Raw genomic sequence first — 16635 nt, forward strand, 5'->3', positions numbered from 1 at the left:
GGATCTCCCCTTCAGGACTGATCGTCCCGTCACCTGATCACAGGGCACACTCTCGTTGGTTCAGAGAAGCTTGCGTCCGATGTTCGCTCCTCCGGCCTGAACCGTCCCAGCGTGACCGCCTGATCGAGATCCGCGACAACCTGTTTGATCGGATCGCCGAAGCTCAGCGTGAAGGCTGGCTCGGCGAGGTCGAGGGCTTGGAGATCAGCCTGGCGGGCGCCGAGGAGAAGCTGACTCAGCTCGATGCCGCACTCAAGCCTTCTGTGATCCACCTGGGCCTGCCCACCTTCAACCAGATCGCCGGGCGGTCCAGCACCCTCTGACCGCCCCTCTCTCAGAACCCGGCAGACGGACGACCCCGGTGCATCTCGACCTCAACGAGGAAGATCGCACTGGTAGTTCGGAGAAGGGCGCGCGGACGTAGCCGTGCGTGTGGCAGTGATCCCAGTGCGCCGCGGCGGCTGGTCATACTGGCCGCGCAGACGAAGCCCGCCGGCGCCGTCACCGCGACCCAGAGTAAGTCCCACGCGGCCGATCACGATCCCGAGAACAGCCGTGCGCCTTTGTAGATTCACGGCACGAACAAGAAGAGCAGAGTCTCTGATCGGCATGCGCCTGTGCGACATCGCGCTGGTCCGCCGCGCCGAACCCACCCCGACCCATGCCGATCCCGCGCCTGCGGACAACGGCGACGACACGAGCTGCGACAACGCCTACCTGATCGACCCGACCGCCGAGCAGGCATGGCGGCTGGCCGGCCACAAAATCCACCAGCTCGCCCACGATCATCCTCGATCGTGGCGGGCCTTGGACCACCTGGCCGCAAAATGCCGTGAACGCTTGTGGACCTTGCCCACCGAGCACGGCCAGGACGTCACCGTGGCACTCTGGCTGCGGCTGAGCGACCCCGAGGTTGCCTGCGAGGACTCATCCTGCTGGCGGATGTCGATCTTGACTCTGAGCCCCAGGCCCGCTCCCTGCGGGAACGGGCCCAGGGCTTCGGGAGGGTGCCGGTCGTCAGGACGCTTCGGCCGGTTACTTGGTGACCTTGTCCGGGGTCGGTTCGTTCTTGAGCTGGTCCGGGGACACTCGCTTCACCTCGGCCGGAGAGTCTCCGTCCTTGGGCTTGCCCGCGAGACTCTTGTCCACCTCGACGGACGGCTCCTGCCGGGTCTGGTCAGCCGGCGGGGCGTCGACCTGGACCGGGGTGCCATAGTCGCTGAATTCCGTGACGATACGGTGTCCGTCTTCGAAGCTGATCTCCAGCCTGCGGACCTGGTTCTGATCGTCCACGTCCACCACGCCTTCCAGATCGGCGTTCTTGCTCTCAGGAGCCGCCGGGCCCGAATCCCTGAGCGAGAAGGTGAACCGCTTTCCGGTCCACCCCGTGCCGGAGGCGGGGCCGCTCTCCTTGACGTCCGTGGCCGAGCGCAGTCGCTTCAGAGCCTGGTCGGGGTTCAGCGCGCCCAGCTTGATCAGGGCGACAGCCGGCGACGCGTCGGCCAATTCCACCTCGGGGCGCGCATAGGCGGCCCAGGTCCCGGTCTCGGGGTTACGGCTGTACATCTTGTCGCCGACGAAGCGGGTTTCGATCCCCTCCGCCGCGTTGGTGATGACGCCCACTTGGCGTACGGGATCGATGGCACCCTCCCACTTCCTGTTCCCGATGGTTTCGTGGAAGCGGAAGCTGGCCTGGGAGGTGGTGTCGACCGCGGCGATCACCGCGGCCTGCGCGAGTGGCTGACTCGCCGGCAGGCTCAGCACGGCCGTGCCGACCACCGCGGCCACGCCCAGGCCGGCGATGGCCGGGACCAGCACGCGCGCCCGCCTCCGTCGGGGCGCCCGCACCGCCGGCATGAGCCGTACGCTCGCCGGCACGTCCTCGGTGGCCCTGGAGAGCAGTACCCGGAGTTCTTGTTCCTTCATGTAAGGCTCCTCGTGTCGGTTCGTCACTGGATGCCACTCCCCTTCTGCTCGATTTGGTTGACCAGCACGTCAGACGAGATCAACTGCCGCATGGCGCGCAGTCCCCGGTGCGTGTGGGTCTTGACCGTGCCGACCGAGCAGCCCATCAGCTCGGCGACCTCCGCCTCCGAGAGGTCCACGAAGAATCTCATCACCAGCGCCGTACGCTGCTTGACCGGGAGCTTCGCCAGCGCCTGACGTACGTCCTCGGCCAGCGCTCCCGCCTCGCCCATGTCGGCGGGGCCCGCCCCGTCGGGCAGGTCGGCGCGCGGGATCTCGCGCCGCCAGCGGGCCCGCCACCAGGATCGATGGGTGTTCACCAGGATGCGGCGCAGGTAGGCGTCCGGCCCACTGCTGGTGTCCAGGCGGTGCCAGACGTTGTACAGCTTGCCGAGGCTCGTCTGGACCAGGTCCTCGGCCAAGTGCCAGTCCCCGGTTAACAGGACCGCTGTTTTCAGATGGTGTTCGCCTCGATGTCGTACGAACTCCGCGAACTCGGCATCCACCCCGTCTCCTCTCGTCAGTGACAAGCCACCCCTGACACTCCTTGGACCCCGCTCCAGGTTGACCCGGCCGGGAGGGAAAGAAGTACGGACGCGTGATCGCATACGGGCCGCTGCTGTCCGACGACGGCGCCGCCTGCTCGGACAGGCCGCGTTCTGTCATTGCCGTCCGCAGGCGGCGGGCGATCTCCTGCTTGAGTCCCTCAGGCGTTTCCAGGACCTGCGCCTCGGCGACCGCCACTGCAGACTTTCGTCAGGACTCAGCGCGAGTTACGGTGGCGAGGGCCAGGAGCACGCCCCACGCGGCGACCGACATCGCGACCAACGCGTTCCACCAGTTCGGTGTCAGCCAGGGGAAAGAGCCGACGATGAATGCGGCTGCGGCGAAGAGGCCGACGGCTCGCCCGATCAGTCCGGCGCGGGTCGACCAGCTGAGCGTGACCGCGGCAACGGCGAAACCCAGGAACGCCAGATGCAGCGCGCCGAACGACGAGCTGACGACCAGTGCCAGAACCTCGGCCGACAGCTGAATCTCGAACACCGGGTAGACCAGGCGCCCCACCTCGAGCAGGAGGACGACGAGGGCGACGAGGGCGACCGTGAGAGCGGTCACGCCCACGTTGATCCGCGCCGACCGTTCGGCCCTGCGCGCGCCGAAGAGGCCGCGGGCGCCGGCTCCCCAGCAGATGACCGCGAAGAACAGCAGTTCGTCGCACCACGACAGTAGCGAGTGACCGCGTTCGACCCACGCCGTCATCGCGACCGCCTCGGAAGGCGCGCCAGGGAGCAGCGACAACAGCAGAAGGGCGACGGCGGTGAGGAGCGCCCCCACGATCATCAGCCAGCGGTGCACCCGTAAGTCAATCGCTGGGCGTGACGTCGCGTCCTGTGCCATCGAACCGCTTCTCGTACCCGTCATCCGTTCACCGTGCCCTGCACCCTCTGCCTCCCGCATGCGGGTCGCGCCCTCGGAGCGCCCCAGGCACCGAGGAAAGCCGAGCGTCGCACTGAGGTGGCGTCGGGTCATCGTTCGATTCTGACCACGGCGAGCGGGCACGGGGCGTGGTGCAGCAGCGCGTGACTGACCGAGCCCAGCACCGCCCCGGCGAACGTGCCGTGCCCACGCGAGCCCACCACCAGCAGCTCCGCTCCGGTCGCGGCCTGACGCAGCACCTCGACCGGATGGCCGTGCACCAGCTCTTCGACGACGGGCACGCCCGCGTGCCGCGCGCGCAGGACGCTCAGTGTCTCCTTCGGCGCGCCCGGCCCCTCCTGCGCCACGGGGTCGAACCCCTGCTGGGCCCTGGCCTGTACGAGCCGCAGCCGCGTGCCGCGCAGCTCCGCCTCGGCGAAGGCGAACTCCAGCACTCGTCGCGACGCCGCGGATCCATCGACCCCGGCGACGATCTCCCCCACCGAGGAGACCTGACGGACCACCACGACGTCACACGGCGCATGTCCGGCCACCCCGTAGGCGACCGATCCGACCAGCAGCCCGCGTACCCCGCCGAGCCCGTGGCTGCCGACCACCAGCAGCTCGGCGTCGCGCGCGGCCTCGATCAACGCGGCCCGCGGATCGTCGGGCAGGAACGTCGTCCGCAGGCTGATCTTCGGCTCGTCGCCGCGGGCTCGTTCCTCGGCCGCCACCAGCACGCTCCTGCCGCCTTCGCGCATCCAGGCGGCCACCTCGGCCAGCCGGCCGGTCTCCGTCTCGTACGCCCAACGCGGCATGGCATGCGCCACCAGCAGCGGCACGTCACGCAGGGCCGCCTCCCGCGCCGCCCAGCCCGCGGCCTCCAGCCCGGCCCGCGAGCCGTCCACCCCTACGACAATCATGATTCCTCCAATGAGACGAGAACCCGCCCGCCCAGGGGGCTGGGCGGGCGGGTGACCGGGGCGGCTACCTGAGCCACGGTGTGCGGCGGACGACGGGCAGGTTGCCGAGTCCGAGCGTGGTTCCGGCGCCGGCGAGGGCCAGGCCGACGATGACGATCGCGTAGATGATGTGCTCGTCCATGAAGGGGTTGGTGGTCAGGGGCAGCTCGGCCGCCCACATGAGCAGCAGCATCGCCGTGCCCGCGCCCGCCGCGATCCGGGTGCCGATGCCGAGCACGAGCGCCAGGCCGACGCCGGCCAGACCGGCCATGAACAGCCAGTCCACCCAGACCTGTCCGGCCAGGGCCGAGAAGAAGCCTCCCAGGGCGTTCTCGCCGGTGCCCTTGAGGAAGCCGGTCGTCGGGCTGCCGCCGTTGATCCAGGCCTTGGCGGCCGGGGTGGCGAAGCCCCAGCCGAAGGTCTTGTCCAGGAAGGCCCAGAGGAAGACCCAGCCGAGCGAGATCCGGGCGACGGCCCAGACGTAGTCGGCCGGGGTCTTGCGCTCCGCCTTGGCCGCGCCGGCGTACATCACAGGCTTGTCGATGGTGGTGGCCATGGCGGGCCTCCCTTTCCGTTTCCTCGGGTGGTTTTCGTCGCACCACCATCACACCGCTTGCGGCCGCCGGCGCTCAGTGCCGTACGGCCCGGCGCCGAAGGACCTTGGTCATTCGCCCAGAGCCCAGTCGCGGACCTCGGGCATGTCTTCGAGGTGCTCGACGACGTACGCCTGGTGCTCGGCGAGTTTGCGCTCGCACCAGGCCATCAGGTCGGCGGCGCCGCGCGGCAGCCGCTTGGCGTTGTTGATGGCGTCCATGACCAGGTGGTAGCGGGAGGCGCGGTTGCGTACGGTCATGTCGAAGGGCGTGGTGGTGGTGCCCTCCTCGATGAAGCCGCGCACCCTGAACCGGTCGGCGTCCGGGCGGCCGTGCACGAGCTGGTGAATGGCGCCGGGGTAGCCGTGGAAGGCGAACACGACATCGACGGTGTCGGTGAACAGCTCGGTGAACAGGGTGCCGCTCATGCCGTGCGGGTGGTCCTTGGGCCGCATCAGCGTCATCAGGTCCACGACGTTGACCACCCGGACCTTGAAGCCGGGCAGCCGCTCCTTGAGGATCTGCGCCGCCGCGACCGTCTCCATGGTCACCACGTCGCCGGCGCAGGCCAGGACGATGTCGGGGTCGCTCGTGCCGTCGTCGGTGCCGGCCCAGTCCCAGACGCCGGCGCCGCGGGCGCAGTGCTCGGCGGCCTGGTCGATGCTGAGCCACTGCAGTTGCGGCTGCTTGTCGATGACGATGAGGTTGATGTACGACCGCGAACGCAGGCAGTGGTCGGCCACCGACAGCAGGCAGTTGGCGTCCGGCGGGAGGTAGACGCGGGCGACGTCGCCCCGCTGGGTCAGCACGACCTGGATCAGTCCGGGCCCCTGGTGGGAGAAGCCGTTGTGGTCGTTGCGCCAGGCGGTCGAGGTGAGCAGCACGTTGAGGCTGGGCACCTTGGCCCGCCACGGCAGCCGGCTCGCTTCCTGCAGCCACTTGCCGTGCTGCACCGTCTGGGAGGCGCTGACCATCGCGAACGCCTCGTAGGTGGCGAACATGCCGTGCCGGCCGGTCAGCGTGTAGCCCTCCAGCCAGCCGTGGCAGTTGTGCTCCGACAGCACCTCCATGACCCGGCCGTCGCGGCTGATCGCCACGTCGTCGGCGGTGACGCGCTCGGCGAAGGCGCGGTCGGAGACCTCGAACACGGCGCCGAGCCGGTTGCTGTTGGTCTCGTCCGGACAGAACAGCCGGAAGCTGTCGGGGTTGTCGCGGTAGACGTCACGCAGCAGCTCGCCGAGCCGGCGGGTCGACTCGGCGCGCGTACGCGCCGGTCGCGGCACCTCGACGGCGTAGTCGCGGAAGTCGGGCAGGACCAGATCCCGCGTGAGCAGGCCGCCGTTGGCGTGCAGGCTGGCGCTCATCCGCAGGTCGCCCTCCGGCGCCAGGCCGCGTACCAGCTCGGTGGGCGCGCCGGTGGAGTCGAACAGCTCCTCCGGCCGGTACGAGCGCAGCCAGCTCTCCAGGATCGCCAGGTGCTCCGGGTTGTCGCGCACCCCGGACAGCGGCACCTGGTGCGAGCGCCACGTGCCCGCCATCCGCACGCCGTCGACCTGCTCCGGCCCCGTCCAACCCTTGGGCGAGCGCAGCACGATCAGCGGCCACCGGGGGCGGCTCCCGTCCCATCCGCCGGTGCGGGCCAGGTGCTGGATGGCGCGGATCCTGCCCCAGGCTCCGGCCAGCGTGGCCGCGAAGCGGTGGTGCATGCCCGGCAGGTCCGAGCCCTCCACCTCCAGCACCTCGTAGCCGTGGCCCTCCAGCAGCCGGCGTACCTCGGCGGGATCCTTGCGGGACAGGACGGTCGGGCCGGCGATCTTGGCGCCGTTGAGGTGCAGGATCGGCAGCACGGCGCCGTCACGCTCGGGGTTGAGGAACGACACGCCCTTCCACGACCCCTCCAGCGGCCCGGTCTCGGCCTCGCCGTCGCCCACCACCGCGACCGCCAGCAGGTCGGGGTTGTCCATGACGGCCCCGAAGGCGTGCACCAGCACGTATCCCAGCTCGCCACCCTCATGGATGGAGCCCGGGGTGGTCACCGAGACGTGGCTGGGGATGCCGCCCGGGCTGGAGAACTGCCGGAACAGCCGCAGCATCCCGGCCTCGTCCTGGCTGACGTGCGGGTAGATCTCGCTGTAGGTGCCCTCCAGGTATCCGGCGGCCACCAGCGCGGGCCCGCCGTGCCCGGGCCCGGCGAGATAGATCGCCTGCTGTCCGGTGTGCCGGATGAGCCGGGAGACGTGCGCGTAGATCAACGACAGTCCCGGGCTGGTGCCCCAGTGGCCCAGCAGCCGCGGCTTGATGTGCTGCGGGGCCAGCGGCTCGCGCAGCAGAGGGTTGCCCTGGAGGTAGATCTGGCCGATCGTGAGGTAGTTGCCGGCCCGCCACCAGGCGTCCAGCTGTTCGACCTCCTTGTCCTCCGGGGAGGCCAGTCTCCGCAGCATCTCCTCATCGACGGCCTTGCGGATCTGCTCATCCGAAACCGCGGTCATGGGCGTGTTCCCTTCTCGGCGTGGTTGCGACCCGGGGTCGTACGCGATCACCGCACTATGAGACCTCAGTCGGGGGCCCCGCATACAGGGCCGGAAGTCCCGGTGGCCCGGGGCCAAGGGCGGTGGCCGCGCTGCCGCTCCTCCGAAGGGCCCGGTCGCTCACTTCCTCTCCGTCCACGGCTCGTAGCCGTCGTCGCCCGGGAGCACCCATGCCGCCGCGTCGGGCCGCTCGATCTCCTTCAGCGGCTTGACCGCGCCCGTCCTCGGCGAGACCTGGTAGACCGCCACTCCCTTCGCGCTCCTCGATCGCACGATCAGTCGGTCGGACCGGTCGAAGTCGATGTCGTCGATGTATCGCCCGCGCGGAAGCTTCACCTTCACCACGGTGCCCGCGCGACCGGTACGCAGGTTCAGCAGGCGCACCTTGCGGTACTTGTTCGGCTTGCCGACCAGCACGGCCGAGGTGGTGGAGTCCCCCGCGAGCGCGCTCGGCTCCAGCCGCGTCTTCAGCCGTAGCCGGGGCCGCAGCGCCCGGTCGAACACGACCATCTGCTCCCCGCCCAGCAGCAGTCGCTTGCTGTCCGGGCTGAACCCGGACAGGCTCCACGAGTCTGTCTTCTCCGGCGGCCCCATCGCCTCGCGCGTACGCAGGTCCGCGAACACGCCCAAGCCTGGTCCCGCGGTGCCCATGACCACATAGCTGCCGTCATAGGACACGAACGGCCACTCCTCCCCGATGGCGTACGCCGTGATGCCCTTGGCGACCACCCGCTCCTTGCCGTGCACGGTCCGCTCCACGAACAGGCCATCCGTCTTCCGGTAGTAGAAGATGTGCCGCCCGTCCCCGCTGACCAGGAACGGCGCGCGCTCCCCCTCGTTGACCGCGTCCTTGGGCGCTACGGTCAGCGCCTCCGGGACCTCCACCACCTTCCCGCTGGTCAGCACCACTTCCCAGGTCTGCATCCGCTGCGCGTAGGCGATCGTGGCCGGCGCGTCAGCGGTCGCAGGCTGGGCGGCCGCCGTCAGGCCGGCGAGGGTGAGTGCCGCCAGTGACGTATGAAATCCCATGGTTTGTCGGATGCCGTCGGCGCGGGAAAGGTTGCGAACCCCGCGCACGCCGAGGTCCAGCCCGTCATCGCCGGGTGGCCAATGCGTTCAGCGGGTTGTCCAGGAGGTCGGCGAAGGCGAGTTCGGCGGCCCCGGCGAGCGTGGTGTCATCGCCCAGGGCCGTCACGGCCAGACGGACCCGTTCGCGCGACACCGGCAGGACATGCGCGTCGATCCGGGCGCGGACGCGCGGCGCGGCGGCCGGGTAGACGTCGCGGAGCATGCCGCCGAAGACCACGAGCGCCGGGTTGAACAAGTTGATGAGGTTGACGACGCCGACGCCGAGCCAGTCGCCGACGCGGTCGACGGCGTCCCGTGCTCGGGCGTCACCGGTCGCGGCGAGGGCGACGACTGCCCGGATGCCGGCGCGTCCGAAGAGGTCGGCGGACCGGCCCGCGTAGTCGAGCAGCGCCTCCTCCCCCACCTCGGCCTCCAGGCAGCCGCGCGACCCGCACAGGCAGGGCCGCCCGTCGAACGGGTTGATCAGCATGTGTCCGAGTTCGCAGCCGTAGCCCGCGTCGCCGTCCAGGAGTTCGCCTCCGACGATGATCCCGCCGCCGACGCCGACGTCCCCGTGCAGGTAGATGAGGTTGTCCACGTCGCGTCCCGCGCCGCGTACGTGCTCGGCGATCGCCCCCAGGTGCGCCTCGTTGCCGACCTCGACGGCAAGCCCGAGGCCGAGCCCGGCGGCGAGTTCCGGGCCGAACGCCTGGTCCACCCAGCCGAGGTGCGGGCCGTACCGGACCGTGCCGTCGGCGCGCCTGATCAACCCGCAGTACGACGCGCCGACGCCCACGCACACCGCGTCCGGAGGGGCTCCGGCGACCAGTTCGCGGCCGAAGGCGGCGAGGACGCCGACGACGTCCTCCAGGTCGACGCCCGCGCGGGCGCGTACGGCCTCGCGGCGGTCGAGGATCCGGCCGCCGAGCCCGACCCGGGCCGCGAGCAGCCGGTCCACGGCGACGTCGAACGCGAGCCCGTACACCGTCTCCTGCTCGGGCATGACGACGATGGACGGCCGCCCCGCGCGGCCCTGACCGGTGGGGACGCCCTCGCGGACGAGCCCGGCCGCGGCGAGCTCCGCGGTCAGGTCCATGATGGTGCTGCGGTTGAGGCCCATCCGGCGGCTGAGCGCGGCCCGTGACACGGCTCCGTCCTTGTGGACGCGGCGCAGCACCTCGCTGAGGTTCCGCTGCCGCATCTGCTCCTGCGTCCGCGCGCCCGCCGCCGATCCCGTCATCGCCACCAGCCTAGGACGGTTGGTCCCGCAGCAGCAGCTGATCCAGTTTGGCGTTCAGCGCGGCCAGCTCCTGCCTGACGGCGTTCAGCTCCGCCTGGGTCTGGAGTTCGGCGGCCGAGGGCTCGTTCTCGTGCATGGCGTTCACCACGACCGCGATGAACAGGTTCAGCGCGACGAAGGTGGACATGAGGATGTACGCGATGAAGAAGAGCCACGCCCACGGCTTGTGCTCCATGACGTCCTGGGCGACGTTGCCCCAGTCGTCGCCGGTCATGATCTGGAACAGGGTGAACAGCGAGCGCGGCAGCTCGTCGAAGCGTTCGGGCACGATGTCGCCGAACAGCTTCGTGGCGATGACCGCCGCGATGTAGATCAGCAGGACCAGCAGCCCGATGATGGAGGCCATGCCCGGCATCGCGGTCAGCAGGGCGCCGACCACGCGGCGCATGCTGGGCACCGCCGAGACCAGCCGCAGGGCCCGCAGGATGCGCAGCGCTCGCAGCACCGACGTGGGTCCGGAGGCCGGGATGAGGGCGACGGCGACGATGACGGTGTCGAACCAGTTCCAGGGGTCTTTGAAGAACGACCTGCGGTAGGCGTACAGGCGGGCGGCGATCTCGGCGGTGAAGACGACGAGCGCGATCCGGTCGACGGCGTGCAGCAGGCCGCCGATCTGATCCATGAGGCGAGCGCTGGTCTCCATGCCGATGGTGATCGCGTTGATCACGATCACGGCGATGACGGCTCGCTGCACGAGCCGGTTCTCCAGGAACCCTCGAACGCGTTCTTGCCTGGACACTTCCGACCGTCCTTGGAAGAGCATCATGATCGTCGATCATCGTAGGGGGAACGTTAGAAGCCGGCGGTCCGACGCCGGGCGATACGCCCCGGTTCGCGGCTGAGTGCACGAATCCGCTAGCGTCGAATTGCAGCGCATGCGGGCGGGCCTGCCCGCATGCGCTCCTCAAGCCGGTCCGTCCGGCGAGACAGAAGGGAACATACGTGTCGGCGAACCTGACCCGCCCGCGACTCATACAAGGGCGTGCCAGGTGAGCGTGGCCCTCGGTCTGCTGGCCGTCTTCCTGCTCACCGCCGCCACCGGCTACTTCGTCGCCCAGGAGTTCGCCTACGTCAGCGCCGACCGGCTCACCCTGGTCACCCAGGCCGAGGCAGGCGACAGGAAGGCCGCCAAGGCGGTCCAGGTGATGGAGCGGCTGTCGTTCATGCTGTCCGGCGCCCAGCTCGGCATCACCGTCACCGCCCTGGTCGTCGGATTCATCGCCCGCCCCGCGCTGGCCGAGCTCATCGCCCCCGCCCTGATCGCGCTGGGCCTGCCCGCCGGTCTGGTGGGCGCCGTCGCCCTGGCGATCGGGTTCGCGCTGGCCACGGTCATCCAGATGGTGCTGGGCGAGCTGGCCCCCAAGAACCTCGCCCTGGCCAGGCCGGAGCCGCTCGCCCGCGCGCTGGCCGGGTCCACCCTGGTCTACCTGACGATCGCCGGCCCGGTCGTCAAGCTCTTCGACACCGCGGCCAACCGGCTGCTGCGCGCCGTGGGCATCGAACCGGTCGAGGAGCTGCACCACGGCGCCACCCTCGAAGAGCTCGGCCACATCATCGGCGAGTCCGAGGCCCACGGTCACCTGCCCGGCAGCCAGGCCGACGTGCTGGAGCGGGCCCTGGCCTTCTCCGAGCACACCGCCGAGGAGGTCATGGTGCCGCGCGTGGACGTCGTCGCCGTCCCCGCGATCGCCACCGTCGCGGATCTGGACGAGCTGATCGCCACGCACGGCCACACCCACTACCCGGTGCTCGGCGCCACCTTCGACCTCGTGGTCGGCCTGGTCAGCCTGCGCGACGCCGCCGCCGTCGCACCCGAGGACGCCGCCCGCGTCCGGATCGGCAGCATCTGCCGGGACGTGCTCGTCGTCCCGTTCTCCCTCGCGCTGCCGGACCTGGCCCGGCAGATGCACGAACGCGGCGAGGAGGTGGCCTGCGTGGTGAACGAGCACGGCGGCCTGGCCGGGCTGCTCACCTGGGAGGACGTCGCCGAGGAGCTGGTCGGCGAGATCGCCGACGAGAACGACGTGGAGCCCCCGGGCGTCGTGCGACAGGGCGACGCGTGGGAGGTGGACGCCGCCCTGCGCATCGACGAGATCGCCCTGGCCACCGATTTGGCGCTGCCCGACGAGGACGAGTACGACACCGTCGCCGGGCTCGTCCTGCACCGGCTCGGCCGCTTCGCCGCCCCCGGCGAGACGATCACCGTCAGCCTGCCCGCCACCCTGGACGCCAAGGCGCCCACGCACGCCCGCATCGAGGTCCTGACCCTGCGCCGGCACGTCCCCGAACGCGTCCGCCTGACCCCCTACCGCGACGACAACGACGACAACGACGAGAACGAGGAGCAACCGTGAGCCTGACCACCGGCCTGGCCCTGACCCTGCTCCTGCTCGTCGGCAACGGCTTCTTCGTCGCCGCCGAGTTCGCCCTGGTCGCCGCCAAACGCCACCGCCTGGAGAAGGCCGCCGCCTCGGGCAGCCGGGCCGCCTCCGCCGCCCTGTCGGGCATCAAGGAGCTGTCGCTCATGCTGGCCGGGGCGCAGCTCGGCATCACGCTGTGCTCACTCGGCCTCGGCGTGGTGTCCGAGCCGCTGATCGCGGGCACCCTCGTCCCGCTCTTCCACACCGTCGGGCTGCCGGACGCGGCCGCGCACTCGGTGGCGTTCGTGATCGCGCTGGCGCTGGTGACGTTCCTGCACATGGTGCTCGGCGAGATGGCGCCCAAGTCGTGGGCGATCGCGCACCCGGAGCGGTCGGCCACCGTCCTGGCGCTGCCGTTCCGCGGCTTCACCCTGCTGGTACGCCCGCTCATCAGCGCGCTCAACGGCATCACCAACGGCCTGCTGCGGCTGTTCAAGGTCCATCCGCGCGGAGAGGGGGCAGCGCCCAGGACCCCCGCCCAGCTCCGGCACCTGGTGGAGGAGTCGCGCCGGCTCGGCCTCATCGAGGCCGACGATCACGCCGTGCTCACCCAGGCCCTGCGCGCCCCCGACGCGCCCATCGCCCACCTGGTCACCCCGGCCGATCAGGTGGTCACCGTGCCCGCCGACGCCACCGCGCAGCAGATCATCGACGCCTGCCTGCATGCCCGGCGCTCCCGCCTCATCGCCGGGCCGCTCACCGCCCCGGCGGGGGTGGTCCACGTCCGCGACGCCTACCTGGCGCGCCGCCGCGGCGACACCCGGACGACCGCCGCCCAGCTCGCCCACCCGCTGCCGGACCTGGCCGAGGACGCCTCGATCGCCGAAGCGGTGAGCCGGCTGCGGAGCGCCCGCGGGCAGGTCGCGCTGGTCCGCACCGCGACGGGCACCGCGGCGGGCGGCGTGTCGGGCATCGTCAGCCTGGACGACCTGCTGACCACGCTGCTCGTCCCCGCCTGAGCACTGCGCCGGCGGGAACTTCGCCCCGTTCTCGCCCGTTCTGCCGTGTGACCTGTGCTGATCGCGACGAACGAGTGGAGTGACGGCTCTTCCGTGGAAGAGGCCCGTACCAGTGGCCCGGTGCCTCGTCGTTCGCGCGCGCACCCCCTCGCGGAAAGCGCGGTCTTCTCCCTCGCCCGAGCCGCAACTCACGCGCCGCTCGGGCGGCGTTCCCCCTGCCGGCCCCGCGCCGCGTCACCGTTCTCTCAAGGAGCCCCTCTGCCTTGGACGGCTACTGGTTTCAGCTCGCCCTCGTCGTGGTCCTGGTCATACTCAACGCCGTCTTCGCCGGCTCCGAGCTGGCGCTGATCTCCCTGCGTGAGGGCCAGCTCCGCCGGCTCGAACAGCGCGGACAGGGCGGCAAGGTCCTCGCCCGCCTGGCCCGCGACCCCAACCAGTTCCTCGCCACCATCCAGCTCGTCATCACCCTGTCCGGCTTCCTCGCCTCCGCCACCGCGGCGGTCACCCTGTCCGAGCCGCTGGTGCCGCTGCTCGGCTTCCTCGGCGACGCCGCGAACCCGATCGCCATCGTGCTGGTGACGATCGTGCTGACGTTCCTCACGCTGGTGTTCGGCGAGCTCGCGCCCAAGCGGGTCGCCATGCAGCGCGCCGAGAGCTGGGCCCTGCTGGTGGCCCGCCCGCTCAGCCTCATCGCCACCCTGTCCCGGCCCGTCGTCTGGGCCCTCGCCAGGTCCACCGACCTCGCCGTACGCCTCATGGGCGGCGACCCGGACCGGCACCGCGAGGAGATCAGCCCCGAGGAGATCCGCGACCTGGTCGCCACCCACCGCGGCTTCACCCCCGAGCAGCGGCTCATCATCTCGGGCGCGGTCGAGATCAGCGACCGGGTGCTGCGCGAGGTGCTGGTCTCCCGCCGCGAGGTCTTCACCCTCGACGCCGCCACCCCCGTCGAGCCGGCCCGCCGCCTGCTGGCCGCGTCCGGCCACTCCCGCGCCCCGGTCGTCGGCGGGCGCGGCCTGGACGAGGTGGCCGGCATCGTCAACCTGCGCGACCTGCTCACCGACGAGCACGCCACGACCGCCGCCGACGTGGCCCGCCCGCCGCTCCTGCTGCCCGACAGCCTGCCCGTCTCCGACGCGCTGCGCCGCTTCAAGGCGGAACGCCAGCAGTTCGCCCTCGTCATCGACGAACGCGGCTCCGTGAACGGCATCGTCACCCTCGAAGACCTCCTGGAGGAGGTGGTCGGCGAGATCTACGACGAGACCGACCGCGACGTGCTGGCGGCCGTCCGCGAGGCCGACGGCGCTCTGCTGCTGACCGGCACGTTCCCCGTCCACGACCTGCCGGACCTGGACGTGCACCTGGAGGAGCGGCCCGACGGCGACTACACCACGGTCGCGGGTCTCGTCCTGACCCTGCTCGGCCACGTGCCCACCGCCCCCGGGGAGAGCGTGGAGATCGGCGGCTGGCGCTTCCAGGTGGTGGCCGTCGAACGCCACGCCATCACCCAGGTGCGCCTCAGCGCGTCGGTCCCGGGCCAGGGATGAGGGTGATCGCGGCTCTGCCCGCCGATCACTGGCAGAAGGCCGCCATGCCGAGCACGGACTTGACCGCGCTCGGCCAGCCGAGCCTGCGCCGCGACACACGACGCGGCCCGGCCGTCATCAGCGCGGGTCTTGACCGCGACGTCCCTGAGCCGCCGAGCAGCTGCCGGCGAGCCACCACGGCCCTCCTTCCTCGGTCCATCAAGCGGCATAAGGGCTGCGGCCGATCACCCGGCCGATTTGAGGAGCGATATCCGGATACCTCATGATGTTCCGGATGAAAATCGTCTCAGGTCGTACACTCAGCGTCACCGTGATCACCGTTGCCGTGCTGGGCCTGGCCGCCGGCGGGTGCGCGTCGTCCGGCGCCGACGTCGTCAAAGCCTCGCCGCCCGCGCCTTCCACGGAGGACAAGGCGACGCCTTCCCCGGAAGGCAGTGCGGTGTCCGACGAACCGGAGGCGGCCACGGCGCTGCGTTTCGGCCGGCCTGCGCTGATGGATTTTTCGTACAACGACAAAAAGGGCAAGTTGCAGATCACCGTCACCCGCATCGTCAAGGGCCGCACCGCGGACCTGTCCGGTCTGAGCCTCAGCGGCAAGGCCAGGAAGATGGTGCCGTACTACATTCACGCCACGGTCAAGAACGCCGGCACGACCGACCTGTCGCTGACGATGCCGCCCGGGCCGCGCGGGGTGCTGGCGAACGGCGAGGCGGCCAGGAGCCTGTCGGTCATCGGCCGTTTCGCCACATGCGACAGTTATCCCGACACGCACAAGTTCCCGCCCGGCAAGTCGTACCGCACCTGCGCCCCCGTACTGGCCGATCCCGGGGACACCGTCATCGGAGCCGAGTGGTCGAGCGATCCCTACAGCGACGGTCCCGTCGCCACCTGGACCCGCCGGCCGTAGTGATCACGCGCCGGCGCGGAAGCGGAAAGGCGGAGTGAACGGGCGGGTGGGGACGGCGTCGAGGGCGGCTAGGGTCTGCTCGTCGAGGGTGATCGCGCCCGCGGCCAGGTTCGCCTCGAGGTGGCCGGTGTCGGCGGTGCCCGGGATGAGCAGCGTGCGGGGCGAGCGGTGCAGCAGCCAGGCCAGGCCGACCTGTGCGGGGGTGCAGCCCAGACGTTCGGCGGCGGCGAGCACGGCCGGCTCGTCGGCCACCTTCGCCAGCCCCGGCAGCGCGCCGCCCAGCGGGAAGTAGGGGACCCAGGCGATCTGCTCGGCCTCGCACAGCCGGAGCACGTCCTCGTCGTCACGGGCGACGAGGCTGTAGGCGTTCTGCACGCACACGATGCCCGCCGGCAGCGCGCGGCGCAGGATGTCCGCGGTCACGCTGCTCAGCCCGATCGTGCCGATCTTGCCTTCCTCGCGCAGCGCGATCAGCTCCGCGAGCTGGTCGTCGAGGCCGACGACCTGGTCGTCGGGGACGGGGACGCTGATCCCGGAGTCCGTACGGCGCAGGTTGACCACCGGGATCTGCTCCAGCCCGAGCGTGGCCAGGTTGTCCTCGACGCTCGCCCGCAGGTCCGCGGGCCGCTGCGCGAGCCGCAGCGGGAACGGGCCGCCGGGGTCGGAGACGGCGCCGACCTTGCTGACGACCAGCACGTCGTCCTCGGGCCTGAGCGCCGCGCGGATGATCTCGTTGACGAAGCCGTCGCCGTAGAACTGGGCGGTGTCGACGTGGTCGACGCCGAAGTCGATCGCGTGGCGCAGCAGGGCGACGGCGGCGCTGCGGTCGTCGTGCAGGCGCTCCAGCTGCATCGCGCCGTACCCCACGCGTGCGACCGTACGGCCGGCCAGCTCGCCGGCGCCTCCGGGGCGCGGAGCGCGAGCGGCGGGGAAGGATGGGGACGTCATGGGTGACCTGCCCTCATGAGAG

Annotated in this window: 16 protein-coding genes; 5 read left to right on the forward strand and 11 right to left on the reverse strand. The window is 70.9% G+C overall.

Features of this window, described 5'->3' with window-relative positions:
• The first annotated feature begins 197 nt into the window (after positions 1–197).
• Positions 198–323, forward strand: a complete 126-nt coding sequence (locus BMW85_RS52100; protein ID WP_269433553.1) for a hypothetical protein — start codon at positions 198–200, stop codon at positions 321–323.
• Between the two features lie 712 nt (positions 324–1035).
• Here the strand turns inward: BMW85_RS52100 and BMW85_RS31460 are convergent.
• The 9 genes from BMW85_RS31460 to BMW85_RS31500 all read right to left on the reverse strand — a co-directional run bounded on the left by BMW85_RS31460 (position 1036) and on the right by BMW85_RS31500 (position 10571).
• A complete protein-coding gene (locus BMW85_RS31460; protein WP_091088687.1) occupies positions 1036–1926 on the reverse strand; it encodes a hypothetical protein in 891 nt (296 codons plus the stop codon).
• A gap of 23 nt (positions 1927–1949) precedes the next feature.
• On the reverse strand, positions 1950–2471 hold the full coding sequence (locus BMW85_RS31465; RefSeq protein WP_218155998.1) for a SigE family RNA polymerase sigma factor: 522 nt from the start codon (positions 2469–2471) through the stop codon (positions 1950–1952).
• 250 nt (positions 2472–2721) lie between these two features.
• Positions 2722–3363: a hypothetical protein gene (locus BMW85_RS31470; protein WP_143082457.1), complete on the reverse strand. Its 642-nt coding sequence runs from the start codon at positions 3361–3363 to the stop codon at positions 2722–2724.
• Between the two features lie 128 nt (positions 3364–3491).
• A complete protein-coding gene (locus BMW85_RS31475; RefSeq protein WP_177240973.1) occupies positions 3492–4304 on the reverse strand; it encodes a universal stress protein in 813 nt (270 codons plus the stop codon).
• 64 nt (positions 4305–4368) lie between these two features.
• Positions 4369–4899, reverse strand: coding sequence for a DoxX family membrane protein (locus tag BMW85_RS31480; protein WP_091088697.1), 531 nt, complete (start codon positions 4897–4899; stop codon positions 4369–4371).
• Positions 4900–5007: 108 nt separating this feature from the next.
• Entirely contained in the window at positions 5008–7377 is a 2370-nt protein-coding gene (locus tag BMW85_RS31485) for a phosphoketolase family protein (RefSeq protein ID WP_091089003.1), read from the reverse strand.
• A 207-nt stretch (positions 7378–7584) separates the two neighbouring features.
• Positions 7585–8493 (reverse strand): hypothetical protein, encoded by a 909-nt coding sequence (locus tag BMW85_RS31490; protein WP_091088700.1) that lies wholly within the window; start codon positions 8491–8493, stop codon positions 7585–7587.
• A 64-nt stretch (positions 8494–8557) separates the two neighbouring features.
• Entirely contained in the window at positions 8558–9772 is a 1215-nt protein-coding gene (locus BMW85_RS31495) for an ROK family transcriptional regulator (RefSeq protein WP_091089005.1), read from the reverse strand.
• Between the two features lie 10 nt (positions 9773–9782).
• Positions 9783–10571, reverse strand: coding sequence for an ion transporter (locus BMW85_RS31500; RefSeq protein WP_091089006.1), 789 nt, complete (start codon positions 10569–10571; stop codon positions 9783–9785).
• A 250-nt stretch (positions 10572–10821) separates the two neighbouring features.
• Between BMW85_RS31500 and BMW85_RS31505 the strand changes: the two genes are divergently transcribed.
• The 3 genes from BMW85_RS31505 (at position 10822) to BMW85_RS31515 (ending at position 14758) form a co-directional block, all read left to right on the forward strand.
• Entirely contained in the window at positions 10822–12186 is a 1365-nt protein-coding gene (locus BMW85_RS31505; RefSeq protein ID WP_091088701.1) for a hemolysin family protein, read from the forward strand.
• A complete protein-coding gene (locus BMW85_RS31510; RefSeq protein WP_091088704.1) occupies positions 12183–13211 on the forward strand; it encodes a hemolysin family protein in 1029 nt (342 codons plus the stop codon). The genes BMW85_RS31505 and BMW85_RS31510 overlap by 4 nt, the downstream gene beginning before the upstream one ends.
• A gap of 263 nt (positions 13212–13474) precedes the next feature.
• A complete protein-coding gene (locus tag BMW85_RS31515) occupies positions 13475–14758 on the forward strand; it encodes a hemolysin family protein (protein WP_091088705.1) in 1284 nt (427 codons plus the stop codon).
• A 25-nt stretch (positions 14759–14783) separates the two neighbouring features.
• Here the strand turns inward: BMW85_RS31515 and BMW85_RS49850 are convergent, their stop codons facing one another.
• A complete protein-coding gene (locus tag BMW85_RS49850) occupies positions 14784–14933 on the reverse strand; it encodes a hypothetical protein (protein WP_177240974.1) in 150 nt (49 codons plus the stop codon).
• A gap of 87 nt (positions 14934–15020) precedes the next feature.
• Here BMW85_RS49850 and BMW85_RS31520 point away from each other — a divergent pair, with 87 nt between their 5' ends.
• Entirely contained in the window at positions 15021–15665 is a 645-nt protein-coding gene (locus tag BMW85_RS31520) for a hypothetical protein (RefSeq protein WP_143082458.1), read from the forward strand.
• Positions 15666–15668: 3 nt separating this feature from the next.
• Here BMW85_RS31520 and BMW85_RS31525 read toward each other — a convergent pair whose 3' ends face one another.
• Positions 15669–16613 (reverse strand): aldo/keto reductase, encoded by a 945-nt coding sequence (locus BMW85_RS31525; RefSeq protein WP_091088710.1) that lies wholly within the window; start codon positions 16611–16613, stop codon positions 15669–15671.
• Positions 16614–16635 lie beyond the last annotated feature (22 nt).

The sequence above is a fragment of the Nonomuraea wenchangensis genome (genome assembly GCF_900111685.1).
In the GTDB taxonomy this organism is placed as follows: Bacteria; Actinomycetota; Actinomycetes; order Streptosporangiales; family Streptosporangiaceae; genus Nonomuraea; species Nonomuraea wenchangensis.